This window comes from Streptomyces sp. NPDC107454 (assembly GCF_055582885.1).
The window spans coordinates 72,284-88,419 of sequence record NZ_JBVJPA010000018.1; the positions used below are offsets into that span (position 1 = coordinate 72,284).

General features: G+C 69.5%; 14 protein-coding genes. 8 read left to right on the forward strand and 6 right to left on the reverse strand.

The window, feature by feature from the left end; translation table 11 throughout:
* Nucleotides 1–6: 6 nt before the first annotated feature.
* The 4 genes from ACZ69M_RS38935 to ACZ69M_RS38950 all read right to left on the reverse strand — a co-directional run bounded on the left by ACZ69M_RS38935 (nucleotide 7) and on the right by ACZ69M_RS38950 (nucleotide 3,817).
* Nucleotides 7–1,998 carry an ABC transporter ATP-binding protein gene (locus ACZ69M_RS38935; protein WP_470057530.1) on the reverse strand — a complete coding sequence of 664 codons (1,992 nt, stop codon included), beginning with the start codon at nucleotides 1,996–1,998 and terminating at the stop codon, nucleotides 7–9.
* Complete coding sequence (locus ACZ69M_RS38940; RefSeq protein ID WP_470057532.1) at nucleotides 1,995–2,462, reverse strand: NUDIX domain-containing protein; 468 nt, start codon at nucleotides 2,460–2,462, stop codon at nucleotides 1,995–1,997. The genes ACZ69M_RS38935 and ACZ69M_RS38940 overlap by 4 nt, the downstream gene beginning before the upstream one ends.
* Nucleotides 2,459–3,334 carry an aminoglycoside phosphotransferase family protein gene (locus tag ACZ69M_RS38945; protein WP_470057534.1) on the reverse strand — a complete coding sequence of 292 codons (876 nt, stop codon included), beginning with the start codon at nucleotides 3,332–3,334 and terminating at the stop codon, nucleotides 2,459–2,461. The genes ACZ69M_RS38940 and ACZ69M_RS38945 overlap by 4 nt, the downstream gene beginning before the upstream one ends.
* 351 nt (nucleotides 3,335–3,685) lie before the next feature.
* On the reverse strand, nucleotides 3,686–3,817 hold the full coding sequence (locus ACZ69M_RS38950; protein WP_470057536.1) for a hypothetical protein: 132 nt from the start codon (nucleotides 3,815–3,817) through the stop codon (nucleotides 3,686–3,688).
* Between the two features lie 596 nt (nucleotides 3,818–4,413).
* On the opposite strand from ACZ69M_RS38950, the gene ACZ69M_RS38955 reads away from it, so the two are divergent.
* Nucleotides 4,414–4,977 carry a dihydrofolate reductase family protein gene (locus ACZ69M_RS38955; RefSeq protein ID WP_470057538.1) on the forward strand — a complete coding sequence of 188 codons (564 nt, stop codon included), beginning with the start codon at nucleotides 4,414–4,416 and terminating at the stop codon, nucleotides 4,975–4,977.
* A 661-nt stretch (nucleotides 4,978–5,638) separates the two neighbouring features.
* Here the strand turns inward: ACZ69M_RS38955 and ACZ69M_RS38960 are convergent.
* Together ACZ69M_RS38960 and ACZ69M_RS38965 are read right to left on the reverse strand one after the other, a co-directional pair.
* Nucleotides 5,639–5,779 carry a hypothetical protein gene (locus ACZ69M_RS38960; protein WP_470057540.1) on the reverse strand — a complete coding sequence of 47 codons (141 nt, stop codon included), beginning with the start codon at nucleotides 5,777–5,779 and terminating at the stop codon, nucleotides 5,639–5,641.
* Nucleotides 5,780–5,974: 195 nt separating this feature from the next.
* Nucleotides 5,975–6,889 (reverse strand): ion transporter, encoded by a 915-nt coding sequence (locus tag ACZ69M_RS38965; protein ID WP_470057541.1) that lies wholly within the window; start codon nucleotides 6,887–6,889, stop codon nucleotides 5,975–5,977.
* A gap of 165 nt (nucleotides 6,890–7,054) precedes the next feature.
* On the opposite strand from ACZ69M_RS38965, the gene tatA reads away from it, so the two are divergent.
* From tatA to ACZ69M_RS39000, 7 genes are all read left to right on the forward strand, one after another.
* Entirely contained in the window at nucleotides 7,055–7,204 is a 150-nt protein-coding gene (tatA, locus tag ACZ69M_RS38970) for a twin-arginine translocase TatA/TatE family subunit (RefSeq protein ID WP_470057543.1), read from the forward strand.
* A 250-nt stretch (nucleotides 7,205–7,454) separates the two neighbouring features.
* Entirely contained in the window at nucleotides 7,455–7,715 is a 261-nt protein-coding gene (locus tag ACZ69M_RS38975; protein ID WP_470057544.1) for a hypothetical protein, read from the forward strand.
* Between the two features lie 1,417 nt (nucleotides 7,716–9,132).
* The gene (locus ACZ69M_RS38980; RefSeq protein WP_470057546.1) at nucleotides 9,133–10,611 is read left to right on the forward strand and encodes a sugar transferase; all 1,479 of its coding nucleotides are present in this window, start codon (nucleotides 9,133–9,135) and stop codon (nucleotides 10,609–10,611) included.
* A gap of 73 nt (nucleotides 10,612–10,684) precedes the next feature.
* Nucleotides 10,685–12,001, forward strand: coding sequence for a nucleotide sugar dehydrogenase (locus tag ACZ69M_RS38985; RefSeq protein WP_470057547.1), 1,317 nt, complete (start codon nucleotides 10,685–10,687; stop codon nucleotides 11,999–12,001).
* The gene (locus tag ACZ69M_RS38990) at nucleotides 11,991–13,256 is read left to right on the forward strand and encodes a glycosyltransferase family 4 protein (protein ID WP_470057549.1); all 1,266 of its coding nucleotides are present in this window, start codon (nucleotides 11,991–11,993) and stop codon (nucleotides 13,254–13,256) included. Before ACZ69M_RS38985 ends, ACZ69M_RS38990 begins: the two co-directional genes overlap by 11 nt.
* On the forward strand, nucleotides 13,253–14,611 hold the full coding sequence (locus tag ACZ69M_RS38995) for a Wzz/FepE/Etk N-terminal domain-containing protein (RefSeq protein ID WP_470057551.1): 1,359 nt from the start codon (nucleotides 13,253–13,255) through the stop codon (nucleotides 14,609–14,611). The genes ACZ69M_RS38990 and ACZ69M_RS38995 overlap by 4 nt, the downstream gene beginning before the upstream one ends.
* A complete protein-coding gene (locus tag ACZ69M_RS39000) occupies nucleotides 14,608–16,134 on the forward strand; it encodes a Wzz/FepE/Etk N-terminal domain-containing protein (RefSeq protein WP_470057553.1) in 1,527 nt (508 codons plus the stop codon). The genes ACZ69M_RS38995 and ACZ69M_RS39000 overlap by 4 nt, the downstream gene beginning before the upstream one ends.
* The last annotated feature ends 2 nt before the right edge of the window (nucleotides 16,135–16,136 follow it).

The following is a 16,136-nucleotide window of genomic DNA, read 5'->3' on the forward strand; positions in this document are numbered from 1 at the left end:
ATCGGGTCACGCGGGGTCCGCGGCGGCGGGTGCGGTGGGTTTCGGGATGCTGGCGTTGGGGGCGTACTGGGCTGCCTGCGCGTCGAACATGGCTGCGTACCGCCCCTGTGCGGCGATGAGTTCGTCGTGAGTGCCGTGTTCGGCGAGGCGCCCGTGAGTGAGGACGTAGATGCGGTCGGCGTGGCGGACGCCGGACATGCGGTGAGTGACCAGGACGACGGCACGGTTCGGAGCGGCGAGACGGCGGATACGGTCGAAGGCTTCGATCTCGGCTTCGGGGTCCAGGGCGGAGGTGGGCTCGTCGACGATGAGGACGTTGTCCGCCTGCGCAGTCGAGCTGCGCCAGTGCGTGCGGGCGAGACCCACTTTCTGCCATTCCCCACCGGACAGCTCGATGGCACCGCGGAACATGCGGGCCAGCAGGCTCCGCAGGCCGTCGGGGAGTTTGGCGATGACCGGGCCCGCTCCGGCGTAGTCGACGGAGGGCTGCAGATCTTGCGGTGTGGCGGCGTGGGCTGGGCGGCCGAGGCGGATGTTGAGCGCGGCGGTCACGGGCCAGCGCTGGAAATCCTGGGTGAGCAGGGAGACCCGCTCGAAGACCTGGGAGCGGTCGAGGTCGCTGATGTCCGCCTCGCCCCAGCGCAAGGTGCCGGCCTGGGGCAGCAGCATGCCCGACAGGATCTTCATCAGTGTGCTCTTGCCGGAGCCGTTCTCGCCCACCACGGCGGTGACCGAGCCCATCGGCAGGGTGAGCGACACCTGGTCCAGGGCAGCTGTGTCACGGTCTGGGTAGCGGTAGGTGATGCGGTCGAGGACGATCTCCTTGATCTCTTCGGGGACCGGATTGCCGCCCTCGGGGATGGTGCGCTGTGCGGCTTGGGCCAGGAACCGGCCGTGGTCGCGGACGTACAGGGACTCCTCGTGCAACTGGTTGATGTTCATCACCAGTCCGCCCAGACTCGCCGACCCGGTCCGCACCGCGATCACAGCGGTGCCGGCGATGGCGAGGCTCATGTGCCCGGCCAGGATCAGCCAGAACATGGCCCCGTACGTCGCGGCCATGGCCAGGCCGGACAGTGCGGAGGCGACCCACTCGGTGAGGGCTTTGCTGGAGGCGAGGCGTTCCTGTTCGGCCTCGGCGGTCTCGGCCATGCGCTGGTAGCGGCTGAGGAGGAAGGCGCCGACGGCGTGAATGCGGACCTCGTGGGCGGCGCTGCGCTCGGTGAGCAGGTTGCCGATGAGGCGGCTGGCCCGCACGTGCTCGATCCAGCTCATCACCGACACGTACCGTTCCTGAGCCACGCGCATGGCGCCCCAGCCGCGCGGGGCGGCGATGAGGATCAGCATGGGCAGCAGAACGGGGTGGAGGACGGCGAGGACGCCGGCGGTGGTGATCAGGGAGATGAGGCCGTTCAGCGCGGCGACACAGGCACCGATCATGCGGCGGGCGGAGCCCGGACCGTACTGGGCAACGTCGACGAGCCGGCGGAAGTCGGGGTCGTCGATGGCTTCCAACTCGACACTTGCGGCGGCGGCCAGGTACTGGGTGGTGGCGATCCGCTCGACCATCGGCTCCAGTCGCCCGGCGCGAGAGGTCGACCACGCGGAGAGGGCGGAGTTGACCACGCCAATGGCGGCGGCGGCCAGCAGTCCGGGCAGCAGCGCGTGCAGCCGCTGGGCAGCGTCGCCATTCCCGGCGAGCAGGGCATGCATGACGGCGTTGATGGCGAGCAGGCTGACGGCCGCGGCGATGCCCTGGCCGATCTCGCTGACCGCCACGGCGAGCAGCGCCCGCCGGTCGGCGCTCCACGCCATGCGCAGGGCGGCGCCGACGAGGGCCGGCATGGAGCGCAGGGCGGACATCATGGTCAGGTCCAGGCCCGCGTGCTCGTGGTGGGACCAGCCCATGTCGTAGCGCAGCGGACCGCCGAACAGCTCCTGTTCGGCGTCAGAGACCTGGGGTTCGGCCATCTTCACCGGTCCGAAGAACCTCTTCACCGGGCGCCTCCTGAGGTGGGCCAGTTCAGTGCCCGGTACGACGGGCCGTGGGTGAGCATGTGGAAGATGGCGATGGTGTAGGGGTGGCAGTCCGGCGGGGGCTTTTCCATGGGCACCCAGAACAGCCCTTCGTGCTTGTCCGGTTCGGCGTTGTGCGGTTCGCCGGTCCAGGACTGGGCGACGAACACGGCGGTGATCCGATCCGTGCCCCCGGGCTCGTGGTGGTGGACGAGGCCGCCGAACTCCTGCTCGTCGGCGCTGATACGGACACCGGTCTCTTCCTCCGCTTCGCGCCGTGCCGCGCGGTCCAGCGGTTCGCCTGCCTCCAGATGGCCTCCGACAACGGTGAGTTGTCCCGGCGCCAGGTCCGAGTCGGGTCTGCGGCGTACGCACAGGACGGCGCCGTTCGCCCGGAGCAGGATCTGGGCCACGTCGGCGATCAGCAGGTGAGAAGCTTTACTCAACGCCGTCCCTCCCGCATCGGCCGCTCGACGGTGGCCCGGCCGCGCGCGGTCACGCATACGTCGCCGTACCGGGGGCCGTACGCGGGAGCACTCGCCGCGTCGGCTGCGGCGAACGCCCCAAGCGCGCATTCCCCGCCATCGGACGGAGACCGTCCGTTCCCCTCGAACAAGCCGGTGCGCGGCCCGGGATGGTCCGGCCGAAGGGAGGTGGCGAGCTTGACGAAGTCGGAGACGAGCGGGCCCGGTTCACTGCGCTCGAAGTCGATCAGCGCGCAGCGTCGGCCGTTCCGCACCAGATTGCGCTCCCAGAAGTCCCCCTGGCGCCACCCGGCGGGAAGGGGGCCGAGGCCGGCCAGCGTGTTCAGAAGGCGGCGCAGCGTGTCGGATTCGGCGGTGGACAGGTGGTCGTCGGCCTCCGCGATGTGCTTGTCCAGCCCGGACTGTGCGCTCTCGACAACGTGCGCGGCCTCGTCCCGTGCCGGGTGGCCGGGCAGAGCCTCGTGAAGGCGGCGCAGGGGCAGTCCTGGTGGCCGGAGGGCGGCGCGGCGGCACGCGGGTGACTCCTCTCCCTTCAGCGGTTCGCCGTCCACCGCGGTGAGGATCAGGGCGGGCAGGTCGGCGGAGCTGTCCTTCAGCGCGGGCGCGTTACCGTGACCGAGATGCGGGACGGCTTCGCGGTGGGCGCGGGTCTCCCGGGCATACAGGACAGGCTTGGGCGCCACCTTCAAAGAGCGGTCGCCGGTACGTTCGGTCACCTTCCACACCTGGGAGTTCTCTCGGGGGTACGAGGCGTCCCGCACGGGCTTGAGGGGGCTCAGGACCGTTTCCACCGAGGTGGCGAGGGGCGCCGGGAGGCGTGTGGAGTCCGTCATGCCAGGTACCTCGTATCCGGTCGTGCTGCGTCGGAGAGGGAGACGGCGCAGTTGGTGGCAGGGCGGGCGGTGGTGTCCGAGGAGACAGCGGTGTTTTCGAACGCAGGATGAACGAGCGCAGTGCGGCGTACGGGATGCATAGGTGCTCCTCGGGGTGAGATGCGGACAGGTGATCGGGTAACGGGGGCTTTCCTGTCGCCGTCACGGGTGCGCGAGGGCGAAATCTAGAACCTGATTTCGAATGTCCGGGTCTCTCCGTGCGCAGCCGAGGTTTGCGAGCTGTGACGCTGTGTTCGATCACTCATGTGGGTTCCGGTCCCTCCTGTGGGGGATTGTCAGGCACGGGCGTGGTCATCGCAGGGGCCAGTTCCGGGCGGAGGTGGAGGGCGTGGTGCAGGAGCTGCGCTTCGAGTGGTACGTGTGCTCGGTGGCCCACCCGAGGGAGGAGAGGCGGCCGCGGAGCCAGTCGTTGATGCGTTCCATTTCGTGCAGCCCAGACCGGACCTGAAGGTCCAGTTCTTCGCTCAGGTATGCCTCGAAGCGGTCGGGGGTGACGTCGAAGAGGTGCGTTCTGATTCACGCTCATGCATCGGTAGTCCGCCTTGAACGAACGGCAGCGCGCGCTTCTGGATCGGCTCGCGGCCGGTGAGAAACCTGGAGCTTGGGCGCCGGGGAACGGCGCTCGGCCATGCCCTGTGCGACCGTGGCCTGCTGACGGTCATCGGGAGCGGTGGGAACGGCCACGTGTAGGTCACTGAGGTCGGCCGGTTCTGCTTTCGGCATGGTCGCCATTCCGACGATCCGACGATCCGACGTTCACGGACGGCGGTGTTCCGGTCGTGTCTGTGGGACTTTCGGCACCAGTGGGTGGAGATTTCTTCGCCGAGGGCCCACAGCCCAACTCCCTGAGACAGTGGCCGAAGGCGGACATGTCTGCGGTCCCGGTCCCCGAGTGACTGAGGTTTTCCCAACGAGATGATCTCGTGCGGTGACTCGGCCCAGGGGAATTCGCGAGCGGCGATGAGTTCCACGGCGTCCGGCGGTCGTACTGTCGAACCCGTTACCGAGGAGGGCTTCTGATGCGCAGAGTCACGTATTCGATGGGCGTCTCGTTCGACGGCTACATTGCCGGGCCGGACGGCGGCTTCGACTGGACGGCGCCTGATGAGGAGGTCTTTCGCTTCTGGATCGACGAGATGCGCGAGGTCGGCGTCCACCTGTTGGGACGACGGCTGTACGAGACGATGCTGTACTGGGAGACCGCCGACCAGGATCCATCGCTCGACGACTCCATGCTCGAGTGGACCGCGATCTGGAAGCCGCTCCCAAAGGTGGTGTTCTCCACGACGCTGTCGGCGGTGCAGGGCAATGCCCGCCTGGCCTCCGGCGGCCTGGCGGAGGAGGTCGAGCGGTTGCGAGCAGAGCCGGGAGAGGGCGACATCGCGATCGGCGGCGCGACTCTCGCCGCCGAGGCTGCCGCGTTGGGTCTGATCGACGAGTATCAGGCCATGGTCTACCCGGTGCTGGTTGGCGGTGGCATCCCGTTCTTTCCCCAGCACGGGCGCCGGGTGGATCTCGAACTCGTCGAGACCCGCACCTTCAGCTCGAAAGTCGTCCACCTCCGCTACCGCGTGGCGCGCTAGTGTCCTGCGCCCGAGATGCGTCGGCAGAGGCGTGCGAGGGAATCGCTGGGACCGGTCCAGGGCCTGGATCTACGATTTCTCGTCCACCGGCAGAACCACACAGCACCTTCGCGCGGGTTGAAGTACAGGCCGACGTCGTAGTGGACCCTTTCCACGAACAGTGAGGTCCGCCGACAACTTGAACGTGTCCGTCGGACGCGGCTTGAGCTGCAACTGCCGCCCGATCCGGCCGACCGTGGACTTCGACAGACCACGGTGCTGCCCCATCGACGTGCGCGACGAGTCGGTGGCATTCTTCGGGAGTTGTTCCAGCGAGGTGGCCACGACCGCTTCCATCTGGTCGACACCGATGGTGGACGGCCGACCCGGCCCGGGCTCGTCGATCAGCCGTCCAGTCGCTCAGTGAAAAACCGTCGTCACCACTCGCGGACCGTGTCCGCGGTCACCCGCAGATCCCGGGTGACCGCCGCGATCGGCGCTACTTCGGACCCCGCACATGCCGGCACCATCCGAGCGCGCAGGGCCAGGGCCGATGTCGCCCGACGTGTCCAGCGCTCCAACACCGTCCGCTCATCCACGGAAAGCAACAACGGCTCCGACTTGGGCCCCGAAGAGGAACTGACGTACCAGCAGCGGAAGTCACACAGCAGCTCGGGAGCAACTACTGGCGCGGGACATCAGTGCCGTGGCCGCCGTCGGCGAGCCGGGCGGCGACGGCGTCTTCGAGGCCGACGATGACCAGGCCGACGCCGGAGGCGGCCGCCTGGCGGCGGGCACCGCGACCGCGACGGCCATGACGCATGCGCCGACGGGGGACCGCTGACCGCGGCACACGATGTACGAGTCCGCAGCCACCTCCGACGACAGCCGACCAAGCCCGGTCACGATCTCCCGGAAGTTCCTGCCGGCGGCAGGAGGGCGCCGACTGCTCGGATTCCGGAAGGTGTTGGGAGGCGGACTGCATCAGTGGCGGAGCTTTGCCGTGCCGTCGCTGTGGCTACGAGGGCCCTCCAGAGGTGAAGCCAGTCCGCTCCGTCGCACGGGCTTGGGGCGCCGGCATCTGGGCCAGGCCGCGCTCCAGGTCGTCGAGGGCGCGGCGGGCGGTGGCGATACGTTCGAGTAGCTCGTGGGGGTCCTCTGGGGAGGTCGGGGGGCGCCGGTCCGGCCGTTCGTTCTCCTCCATGTCGCGCGCTTCGTCGAGCGAGGTGATGACGACGCCGATGAGGACGTTGACGAGGACGAAGGAGGCGAGCAGCACGTAGGAGGCGTAGTAGAGGATGCTCCAGTGGGAGATCTCCAGGCCCGCGTGGACCGCGTCGCCGATGCCGTCGAGGGTCATCAGGAGGAAGAGGGTCAGGACGGCGCGGCCGATGGAGCCGTAGTGCTCGGGGTCGTGGCGGGCGAAGAAGACCCAGCCGACCATCGCGTAGACGTACAGCAGCAGGGCGCCGACAACCAGGAAGCTGAGAGTACCGGGGAGGCTGCGGCCGACCGCGACCAGGAAGACGCGCAATTGTGGCAGGAAGCGAGCGGTGCGCAATACCCGGGCGAGGCGCAACAGCCGCAGCACGGTGGTGTTCTCGCGGACGACGGGCAGGAAGGCGCTCAGGACGATGGCGAGGTCGAAAAGGTTCCACGGGTCCCGGAAGAAGTCCCGGGGGCGGTCGGCATGGGCGGCCAGGCGGAGCGCTATTTCCACCGTGAAGGCAGCGACGCAGGCGTGCTCGGCAAAGCGTAACCACCGGTTCCAGTCGTCCACCAGCCCGCTGTACGTCTCGACACCGAGCAGTGCTGCGTTGGTGAGGATCAGGGCGAATACGGTGACGGCGAACCAACGGGCCTCCGTGACGGCGCGACACCATCGCGCCAACGTCTCACGGGCCATCTGCCTCCCGGCGGTCACATCCGTCATTCCGCTCTGTTCCTCCGTGCAGCGCGTGGTTCCCGGCCAACCGGGCTGGAAGGCGGGCTTGCTGAGCGATCATGCTCCAGGAGAGACTTCTACAGCAATGTAGAGAGTGATGCCTCGCCGGTACGCCGTTTCGGCCGCCGTCCGTCCTTTGGGAGAGCACATCTGATGTTCGGCCTGAGTGAACTGGCCCTGATCCTCCTCGTCGTCGTGGTGGTCCTGGGCGTCAAGAAGCTGCCCGAACTGACACGTTCGGCGGGCAAGGCGGCCCGCATCTTCAAGAGCGAGGCCAAGGAGCTGAAGAACGACGAGCGGTGAACGTGCGCCGGCCTCAGCCCTGTGAGGGGACGCGGCCGGCGAGGTGTCTGTCGTCAGCCGTGCCTGTCGCCAGGCTGCCCGCGGCCGCAGGCGGCGGCCAAGCAGGTCGTCCAGGCTCACCATGCCGGTGAGGCGGCCGCAATCATCGCGGACGACAGGGCCTGGAGGGCTGGGCAAGGTGCGGCGGGTCGGAGTGGAGGGGACCGGCTCCTTCGGGGCGGCCACGTCCCGCTACCTACAGGCCCAGGGCGTGGCCGTGTTCGACGTGAACCGGACCGACCGGACCGACCGCCGCTGGCGCGGCAGCCAAGGCCCGCACCCAGGTGATCGACCAGCTCAAGGCCGTCCTCGCTACCGCCGACCCGAACCTGCGGAAGAACTGGCCGGGCTGCACAACGTAGAACTGCTCCATACCTGCGCACAGCGCGCCGACGACAGCCGGCACGACGAGGACGGTGAAGAGGCGGTGCGGCGGGCCACCCGCATCATCCTGCGCCTGCTGGCCCAGTGAATCGGGCAGCCTACCGAGACTCGGTCGAGGCGGTCTGACGCCACGGAGGCCAGGCCAAGAACGTCGGGCGAACTGCGCGGTCTCGCTCAAGGCGATAACTGGCCGATGGGGGAGTGGCGCCATGGCAGGCGGCGAGAGGTGCGCTCCTTCCTCGGTGCCTCTGGCGGTACTTGGAGCAGTCGTCCAAGTACCGCCATGCCGAGGGCCCGTCCGTCGGTCCTGACGAGGTGTTGCGGTTGCTTCTGTGATCCATGGCGTCCGGCAGTGCACAGAGCCCTGAGGGAGACATCAGTGGCCTGTCCCCGTGTACTCAAGTTTGCCGAGGTCCTGGCGGAGATCCGTATGAGTGCATCCGCCTCTTACCGCTTGCGCGCGACTCGCGGAGAGCCGACGCGCCGGCTGATGACCGCTGCCCGCGACGGCGAGCCCATTGACACCCGGTCAGGTGTGCCGGCCTACGCAATCAGGGCCCGGAAGCAGTGGATCACTTGGTACGTTCTGGCTCAGGAGTGCGTCGAGCAACGGTGGGACCGAAGGCCGGCGGTCGGCCACCAGGTGGATCTTCGTGGTCCGTCCGCCGGGGGAGCGTCCGAGGCGGCCGGCCGGGGCCCGTTTTGGCGGGCTCCGGCGGTGTGCTGTGAGGCGCACGATCGTGGAGTCGGCGGCGACGGCGACGACCCGGTCGAGGTCGGCCTCGGCGTCTGGCTGCTCGAGCGGAGCTGTGAAGATCCGTTCCCAAGTGCCGTCGATCGCCCACACCCGCATCCAACGCCCCATGCTGACCTACAAGTTCGGCCAAACAAGCCCCGAATGTGGCCAGGCCGGCAGTGCCAGGGCGCCTCGGGGTTGCCGGTGCCGGCGGCCCGGACAACTCCCGTCATCACAGGTCGCAGGCGCGTCTTCGTCATCAAGGCACCCACGAGCCGTCACCGGTCCGTGGAAGCGGCTTCAAATAGTGGGCACAAATTCCACACACCCCTCTCTTCAGACGGGCCCCGATGGTCTAGATTGACCGTGCTTCACATGCTGGGACACGAGGCGACAAATGATGATCTATAGGTCAGACGTGACGGATAGCCAGCAATTGCGTCTCTGGTGCCAGCTGTGGGGGTGATCAACTCTTGGGCCCGCGAAGGGGCTTTGGGTGCGGGGAGCACCCGAGGTTCCGACGGGGTTCCGCGTACCTCGAGGGTCTGGCAGGGCACGCGAGTCTGCTGCCGCCAGGGTGGGTTGTTCAACTAGCGCTGAAATAGCCGGGATGTCATGCGCGGGAGGCGGGGGCCTCCCGGGGGAAGAGCGGCGCGACACGGGGGGCGGGGGCCTCCCGAGGGGAGCAACTGGTCGAGGGCTGGGGCCTTCTGGGGGGAGGGGCAGTGTTGGGCGATCACGTCGAACAACTGGGGACCGGGGGGGTTCTGTGCGACAGGGGGGATTAGTCGGCCCTTTTCCGTCGGCGCGCGAGCGTCTGACGAACGGGGCGATAAGACAGCCCGCGAACGACTGGGAGCAGCGGTACCGCCGTACCGTGATCACCAGCGATATGGTGGCCACCGCCTTGGTGGTGGCGGCGATCGGCAACTTCTTCGGGGCCCGGGACGCGGCCAACTGGCACGAGAAGTGGGGAATTCTCGCATTCGGCACCGAGCTGCTGGTGCTGGGAGCGCTTGCGGTGAGCCGGTCGTGGGCTCCGGCCGTGCTCGGCCAGGGCGCCGAGGAATTCCGCCGGCTCGGACGCTCACTGTTCACGGCGACCGTCGTACTGGCGCTCGGCGGGATCGCCCTCACCTCGCGCAACATCAAGCTCTGGATCTTCGTCGCGATCCCCACGATCGCGCTCTTCACCATGACCGAGCGGTATGTGCTCCGCCTCTGGCTGCACAAACAGCGGAAGGAAGGACAGTGCCTGAGACCGGTGCTCGCTGCCGGGAGCCCGGCCACCGTGCGCGACCTGATCACCCGAACCCGCAAGTTCCCGCACCTCGGCTGGCGAGTGGACGCGGTGTGCACGGCGGACGGTCTCGGGCTCGACGGTGACCAACTGGACGGAGTGCCGGTCGTCGGCCGACTGACGGACGTCGCGCGGCACGTCCGCCGCGACGGCTACCGTGTCGTCGCGGTCACACCGGACCCGCACTGGTCACCGGACGGGCTGCAGCGGCTGGCTTGGAACCTCGAAGGCAGCGATGCCGAGATGGTCGTGGCCCCCGTGCTGATGGAGGTGGCCGGCCCACGGCTGCACGTCGACGCGGTGCTCGGGATCCCCCTGCTGCGGGTCAGCATGCCGACCTTCACCGGGGGCCGCCGGGCGGTCAAAGGGGTCGTCGACCGGATGGGCGCAACGATTCTGCTGGTGCTGTTCGCGCCGCTGATGGTGTTCGTCGGGCTGCTCGTGCTGGTGGACAGCCGGGGCGGGGCGTTCTACCGCCAGCGCAGAGTGGGCAAGGACGGCCGCGAGTTCACGATTTTCAAGTTCCGCACCATGGTCGTCGGGGCTGACGGGGCACGTGCCGAGCTGGCCGACCGCAACGAGGGTGCCGGCCTGCTGTTCAAGCTTCGCCGGGATCCGCGGGTGACCCGGGTGGGAGCAGTGCTGCGCCGGTATTCGATCGACGAGCTCCCGCAGCTCTTCAACGTGCTCAGCGGATCGATGTCGCTCGTCGGTCCGAGGCCTCCGCTGCCGGAGGAGTCCGCTGCCTACGGCCCGGACATCCGGCGGCGGCTGCTCGTCAAGCCCGGGCTCACCGGCCTGTGGCAGATCAGCGGACGCAGCGACCTGCCGTGGGAGGAGGCGGTCCGGCTCGACCTGCGATACGTGGAGGACTGGTCGCTCGCCCTGGACACGGTGATCTTGTGGAAGACGCTGCGTGCGGTGCTCCAAGGGCAGGGGGCCTACTGATGCAAGGGGAGCGCCGTCCGGCCGGCGAACGGAAGGCAGGCCGCAAGGGCGTGCCTGGGGGGAGGAACGGGTTGTGAGAGTCAGTGTCTTGGGGCTCGGCTACGTGGGCTGCGTGTCAGCCGCGTGCCTGGCCAGCCTGGGTCACGAGGTCATCGGCGTGGACGTGAACCAGGTCAAGGTCGACCTGGTCAACGACGGCAAGGCCCCGGTGGTCGAGGAGCGGATCGGCGAACTCATCGCCGAGGCCGTGCAGTCCGGAGCGTTGCGCGCCACCACCGACGTCCGCGAGGCGATCATGGGCAGCGAGGTGTCGTTGGTCTGCGTCGGCACGCCGTCGGAGCCCAACGGCAGCCTGTGCACCACGTACCTGGAGCGGGTCACCGAGCAGATCGGCGCCGCGCTGGCCGAGCGGAGCGGTCGCCATGCCGTCGTGTTCCGCAGCACCATGCTCCCGGGCACCTGCCTGAACCTCCTGGTACCGATCCTGGAGAAGTACGTCGACGGCACGGCCGGGGTGGACTTCGGCGTCGCGGTCAACCCGGAGTTCCTGCGCGAGGGCACGAGCGTGCGGGACTTCTTCGACCCGCCGAAGACCGTCGTCGGCGAGCTCGACCCGGCAAGCGGCGACGCGGTGACGGCGCTCTACGACGGCTTGCCCGGTGAGCTGTTCCGGGTGCCGATCTCGACGGCCGAGGCCATCAAATACGCGGACAACGCGTTCCACGGCCTGAAGATCGGCTTCGCGAACGAGCTGGGCGCGGTGTGCCAGGCGCTCGGGGTGGACTCGCACCAGGTGATGGACGTGTTCCTGGCCGACCGCAAGCTGAACATCAGCCCCGCCTACCTGCGGCCCGGCTTCGCCTTCGGCGGCTCCTGCCTGCCCAAGGACCTGCGCAGCCTGGTCCACGCGGCGCAGCGGGCCGACGTCTCGGTGCCCATACTCGCCCACGTGCTGACCTCCAACTCCGCACATCTGCAGCGCGCGGTGGAGCTGGTCGAGCGCACCGGCAAGCGCCGGGCGGGCCTGTTCGGGTTGTCCTTCAAACCCGGCACCGACGACCTGCGCGAGAGCCCGCTCGTCGAGCTGGCGGAGCGGCTCATCGGCAAGGGATACGACCTGCGGATCTACGACGCCAACGTGAACCTGTCCCGACTGCTCGGCGCCAACCGCGAGTACATCGAGACCCGGCTGCCGCACATCGCGCAGCTCCTCGTGGACTCCGTCGACGAGGTGCTCGAGCACGCCGAGGTGTGCCTGGTCGGGACCAGGGATCCGGCTGTGCTGTCGGCGCTGCCCCAAGGCGACGGCACGCTGCTCGTCGACCTCATCCGCATTCCCGACGCCGAGGCGCGCCGGGCCGAACCGGGGTACATGGGCCTTGCTTGGTGACGCAACCAGCGGCGACCGGCCGGACCGGCGCGCGCTGATTCTGGTGGAGAACCTGTCGGTGCCGTTCGACCGGCGTGTGTGGCAGGAGTGCACGACGCTGCGCGACGCGGGCTGGGAGGTGCACGTCATCTGTCCCCGCGGGGAGAAGCGGGACACGGAGCTGGAGGCCGAGATCGACGGGGTGCGGATCCACCGCTACCCGTTGCGCGCGGCCACCGGAGGTCCCGCCGGCTACCTGCGGGAGTACGGATCCGCGTTGTGGCATACGTTCCGGCTGGCCCGGAAGGTCGGCCCGGTCGACGTGGTCCACGCCTGCAACCCGCCCGACCTGCTGTTCCTGCCGGCACTGTGGCAGAAGCGGCGAGGGGCGCGGTTCATCTTCGACCAGCACGACCTGGTACCCGAGCTGTACCTCTCCCGGTTCGACCGCGGCGAGGACCTGCTCTACCGCGCCGTGTGCGCGCTGGAACGGCGGACCTACCGCGCCGCGGACATCGTGCTCGCCACGAACGAGAGCTACCGGGACGTCGCGGTGCGCCGTGGCGGTCGGCGGTCGGCGGACGTCTTCGTGGTGCGCAGCGCGCCTGACATCGACCGGTTCCACCCGGTACCGGCCGAGCCCGAGTTGAAGCGCGGCAAGCCTCATCTGCTGTGCTACCTCGGCGTCATGGGCCCGCAGGACGGCGTGGACTACGCCTTGCGGGCCCTCGCGAAGCTGCGCGACGAACTCGGGCGGACCGACTGGCACGCGGTGTTCGTCGGCGCCGGCGACGCCTTCGACGCGATGGTGGAGCTGTCCCGGCAGCTCGGGCTCTCGGAGCAGGTGCAGTTCACCGGGCGCATTCCGGACGCCGACCTGGTCCGCTACCTGTCCACCGCGGACGTGTGCCTGTCTCCCGACCCGCGCAATCCGCTCAACGACGTGTCGACCATGAACAAGGTCCTGGAGTACATGGTGATGGGCCGGCCGATCGTCTCGTTCGACCTCCGCGAGGCGAGAGTCTCCGCCGGTGACGCCGCCGTCTACGCGCCCGCCAACGACGAGGCCGAGTTCGCCAAGCTCGTCGCGCTGCTGCTTGACGACCCGGAGCAGCGGGCCCGGATGGGCAAGATCGGCCAGGAGCGGATCAGCGGGCAGCTCTCCTGGCGGAACTCGCAAGCATCGCTGCTCGCCGCCTACGCCGCTGCGTGCCGTGACCACAATCCGATGTCGGCAGGAGCCCCGGTCCGGGCACGGGGGAGGCAGCACCCTTGAGCGATGACACGATACGCCTGGTCACGATCGGGCGGATTTTCCGTCGGCGCTGGCGGCTTCTCGCCGTCCTCACCGTGGTGGGCGCACTCGTCGGCTACGGCACCTCGGTGGTGCTGTTTCCGCCGCGCTACACGGCGTCGACGTCAGTACTGCTGCCGGGGCAGTGGGAAGAGCGCGAACTACTGACCCAGGTGGACATCGCGGCCAGTTCGTCGGTGGTCGACCCCGTGGCCGCCAAGCTCGGCTGGAGCGGCGTCAGCAGCGCCGAGCTGCGGGATCGAGTGAGCGCCAAGGCCGCCGACGGGAACATCATCAAGATCTCGGGAACGGCCGACACCCCGGAGCGCGCGCAGCAGCTCTCCGACCAGGTGGCCCAGCAGTTCGTCAGCTTCGCCGCGCGGATCACAGGCGGCGGCACCGACTCCGACACGGCTACGGGACCCGAGGCGCTGCGGCAGCAGGTGGTGGAGACCAACCGCCGCATCACCGACCTGGCCAATGCGGCCGATCCGGGCAAGACGGTGGAGAGCGTGCAGGCCCGCACCACGCTCGAGAAGCTGCGCACCTCGCTGGAGGAGGCCATGACGAAGCTCGACGAGGCCGACCCGGCTGCCAACAAGGCCGGCATGGTCGTCATGGGGCCTGCGGCCCGGCCGACCGGTGAGGCGCCGCCGACGAGGATGCAGCTCATCGAGGCCGGGGCACTGCTGTTCTTCCTGCTCGCGGTCATCGGCCATCTCACCGCCGCACGGGTGAACCGCCGACCGCGCACCGAACCGGAGATCGCCGCGGCGCTGGGCTCGGCACTCCTCGGCACCGTCGACGTGCCTGGTGAACGGCCAAAGGGCCGTGGCTCGCGAGCCCGCATCCGCCGGCTCCTCGGCGTCGACACCCGGTGGGACATACCGGCCCCGCAGAGGTCCGGCGACGAGGCCGGCATGCGGATCCGCTACCGGCGGGTGTGCGCTCGCCTCCGGGACCAGGTGCCCGCCCCCCGGCGGCTGCTCGTCGTCGTACCGGACGGCGACGAGATCGCCCGCCGGGCCGCCGGGCAGCTCGTGGCCGAAGCCAAGAGCGATCCGCTGTTGCGGGTGGTGGAAGTTTCGGTGGACCGGCCGATGGTGCCGGACCGCGACACCGAGTCCGGTGCCCTGGTCGTGCTCAGCCCGGGCAGCTGGACCGCAGGGCAGCTCGCCGGCATCGCCGAGGCGTGTGCGGACGGCAGACACGAGATCGTCGGCATCGTCGTCGCCGACCCGGTCCGGGCCCGTCCGACGCGGCCCGCCGACCATCGTCCGGAAGACGCCACCCTGGCGTTCGCGGTTCCCGGCCACGCGACGGGAGGTTCCGCGTGACGACGAGCACGACTTCGGAGTCGTCGGCAGCCACTCACCTGCTGGACCTTCAGGCACTGGTGGTGTCGGTGCGCAGGCGCCGCCGCCTCTGGTGCTCCCTGGCGCTCCTGGGGCTGCTGGTCGGCGCGGCGGTGGCGGTCCTGCGGCCGCCACCGCCGGCCGCGGTGACCAAGGTGCTGGTCGCGCACAAGGAGGACCAGCCGAACGACACCGGAACGCTGATCCGCACCGACGTACAGCTGCTGCAGACCACGCGGATCGCCGGCAAGGCCTTGCAGTCCCTCAAGTCCCCGGAACGCCCGGAAGACTTCATGAAGGACTACCGGGGCACCGGCCTGACCAACAACCTGCTGCAGATCGATGTGACAGGAGCCAGTGACGCGCAAGCGGTGGCCCGGGCCAAGGCGTTGGCGGACGCGTTCGTCACGGACCATGTGCGGCGGATGCAGGAAGCCGCGCAGGCCGAGGCCAAGGCCCTGCGCGACCAGGGTGACCGCATGCGGGTCGAACTCGCCCAGGTCAACAAGGAGATCGGCAACCGGGCGCCGGAGAGCGACCCGAAGGCGTCGGCGGGCATCGAGTCGCTCTTCGCCCGCCGGGCGGAGCTCAACTCGCGGATCGCCGACTTCGATCAGCGCGCCGAGGAGGCGCGCGTGGGCACGCCCCAGATCGTCGCCGGCACCCAGATCGTGGACACCCCGCGGGCGGTGCGGCAGTCCCTGCCCAAGTCCGCTGTCACCAACGCCGTGATCGGGCTCTTCCTCGGGCTCTTCCTCGGGCTCGCGGTGGCCGCGGTCGGCACGGTGGTGGCGGACCGCCCCGTGCTGCGCCGGGACATCGCAGGGAACCTGGGCGCTTCGGTCATCGCGGAACTGCGCCGCGCGCCCCGTCGGCGGGCCAGGCTGTGGCGGCGCCGACGGACCCGGGCGGCACGCGAACGGCTCATCGCGACCCTGGCCCGCACGGTGCGTGGCTCCACAGAACCGGTGTCGCTGCTGGAACTGGGCTGTGCGCGCAGCACGAGCGTGATCGCCCTGGACCTCGCCAGGGCACTCGCGGCGGAGGGGGCGGTGGTCGTCATCGACGGTCTGCCGGACTTGCAGCGCGCCCACCGCCGGCAGAAGCCAGGAGGTCCGGATCTGGTCAGCGTCGAGGGTGCCGCGGCCCTGCCGCTCGAGGTGCGCCGGCTCGGCGTCGGCTCGGTCGCGCCCGGCACGGCGTGGACCGGCCTCCCGGACCTCGGTACCCAGACCGTGCTCGTCGTGCGTGCCGGGCACGGCAGCGCCGCATGGCTGCACACCGTGGCGCGGCAGCTCGCGGACCTGCTCATCCCGGTGATCGGTGTGGTGCTGATCGACCCCGATCCGCGGGACCGGACCGACGGCACCCTGTGGGACGGGCTGCACACCGCGCTGCGCGGCCACAACGAGCGGCTGGCCAGGGAGAACGTGAAGGGCCGGCTGTCGACGGAGCGGCCGTCATGGGCGGTACGAGTCCCGGACAGCGACCAGGAGGCGCGGTAGGA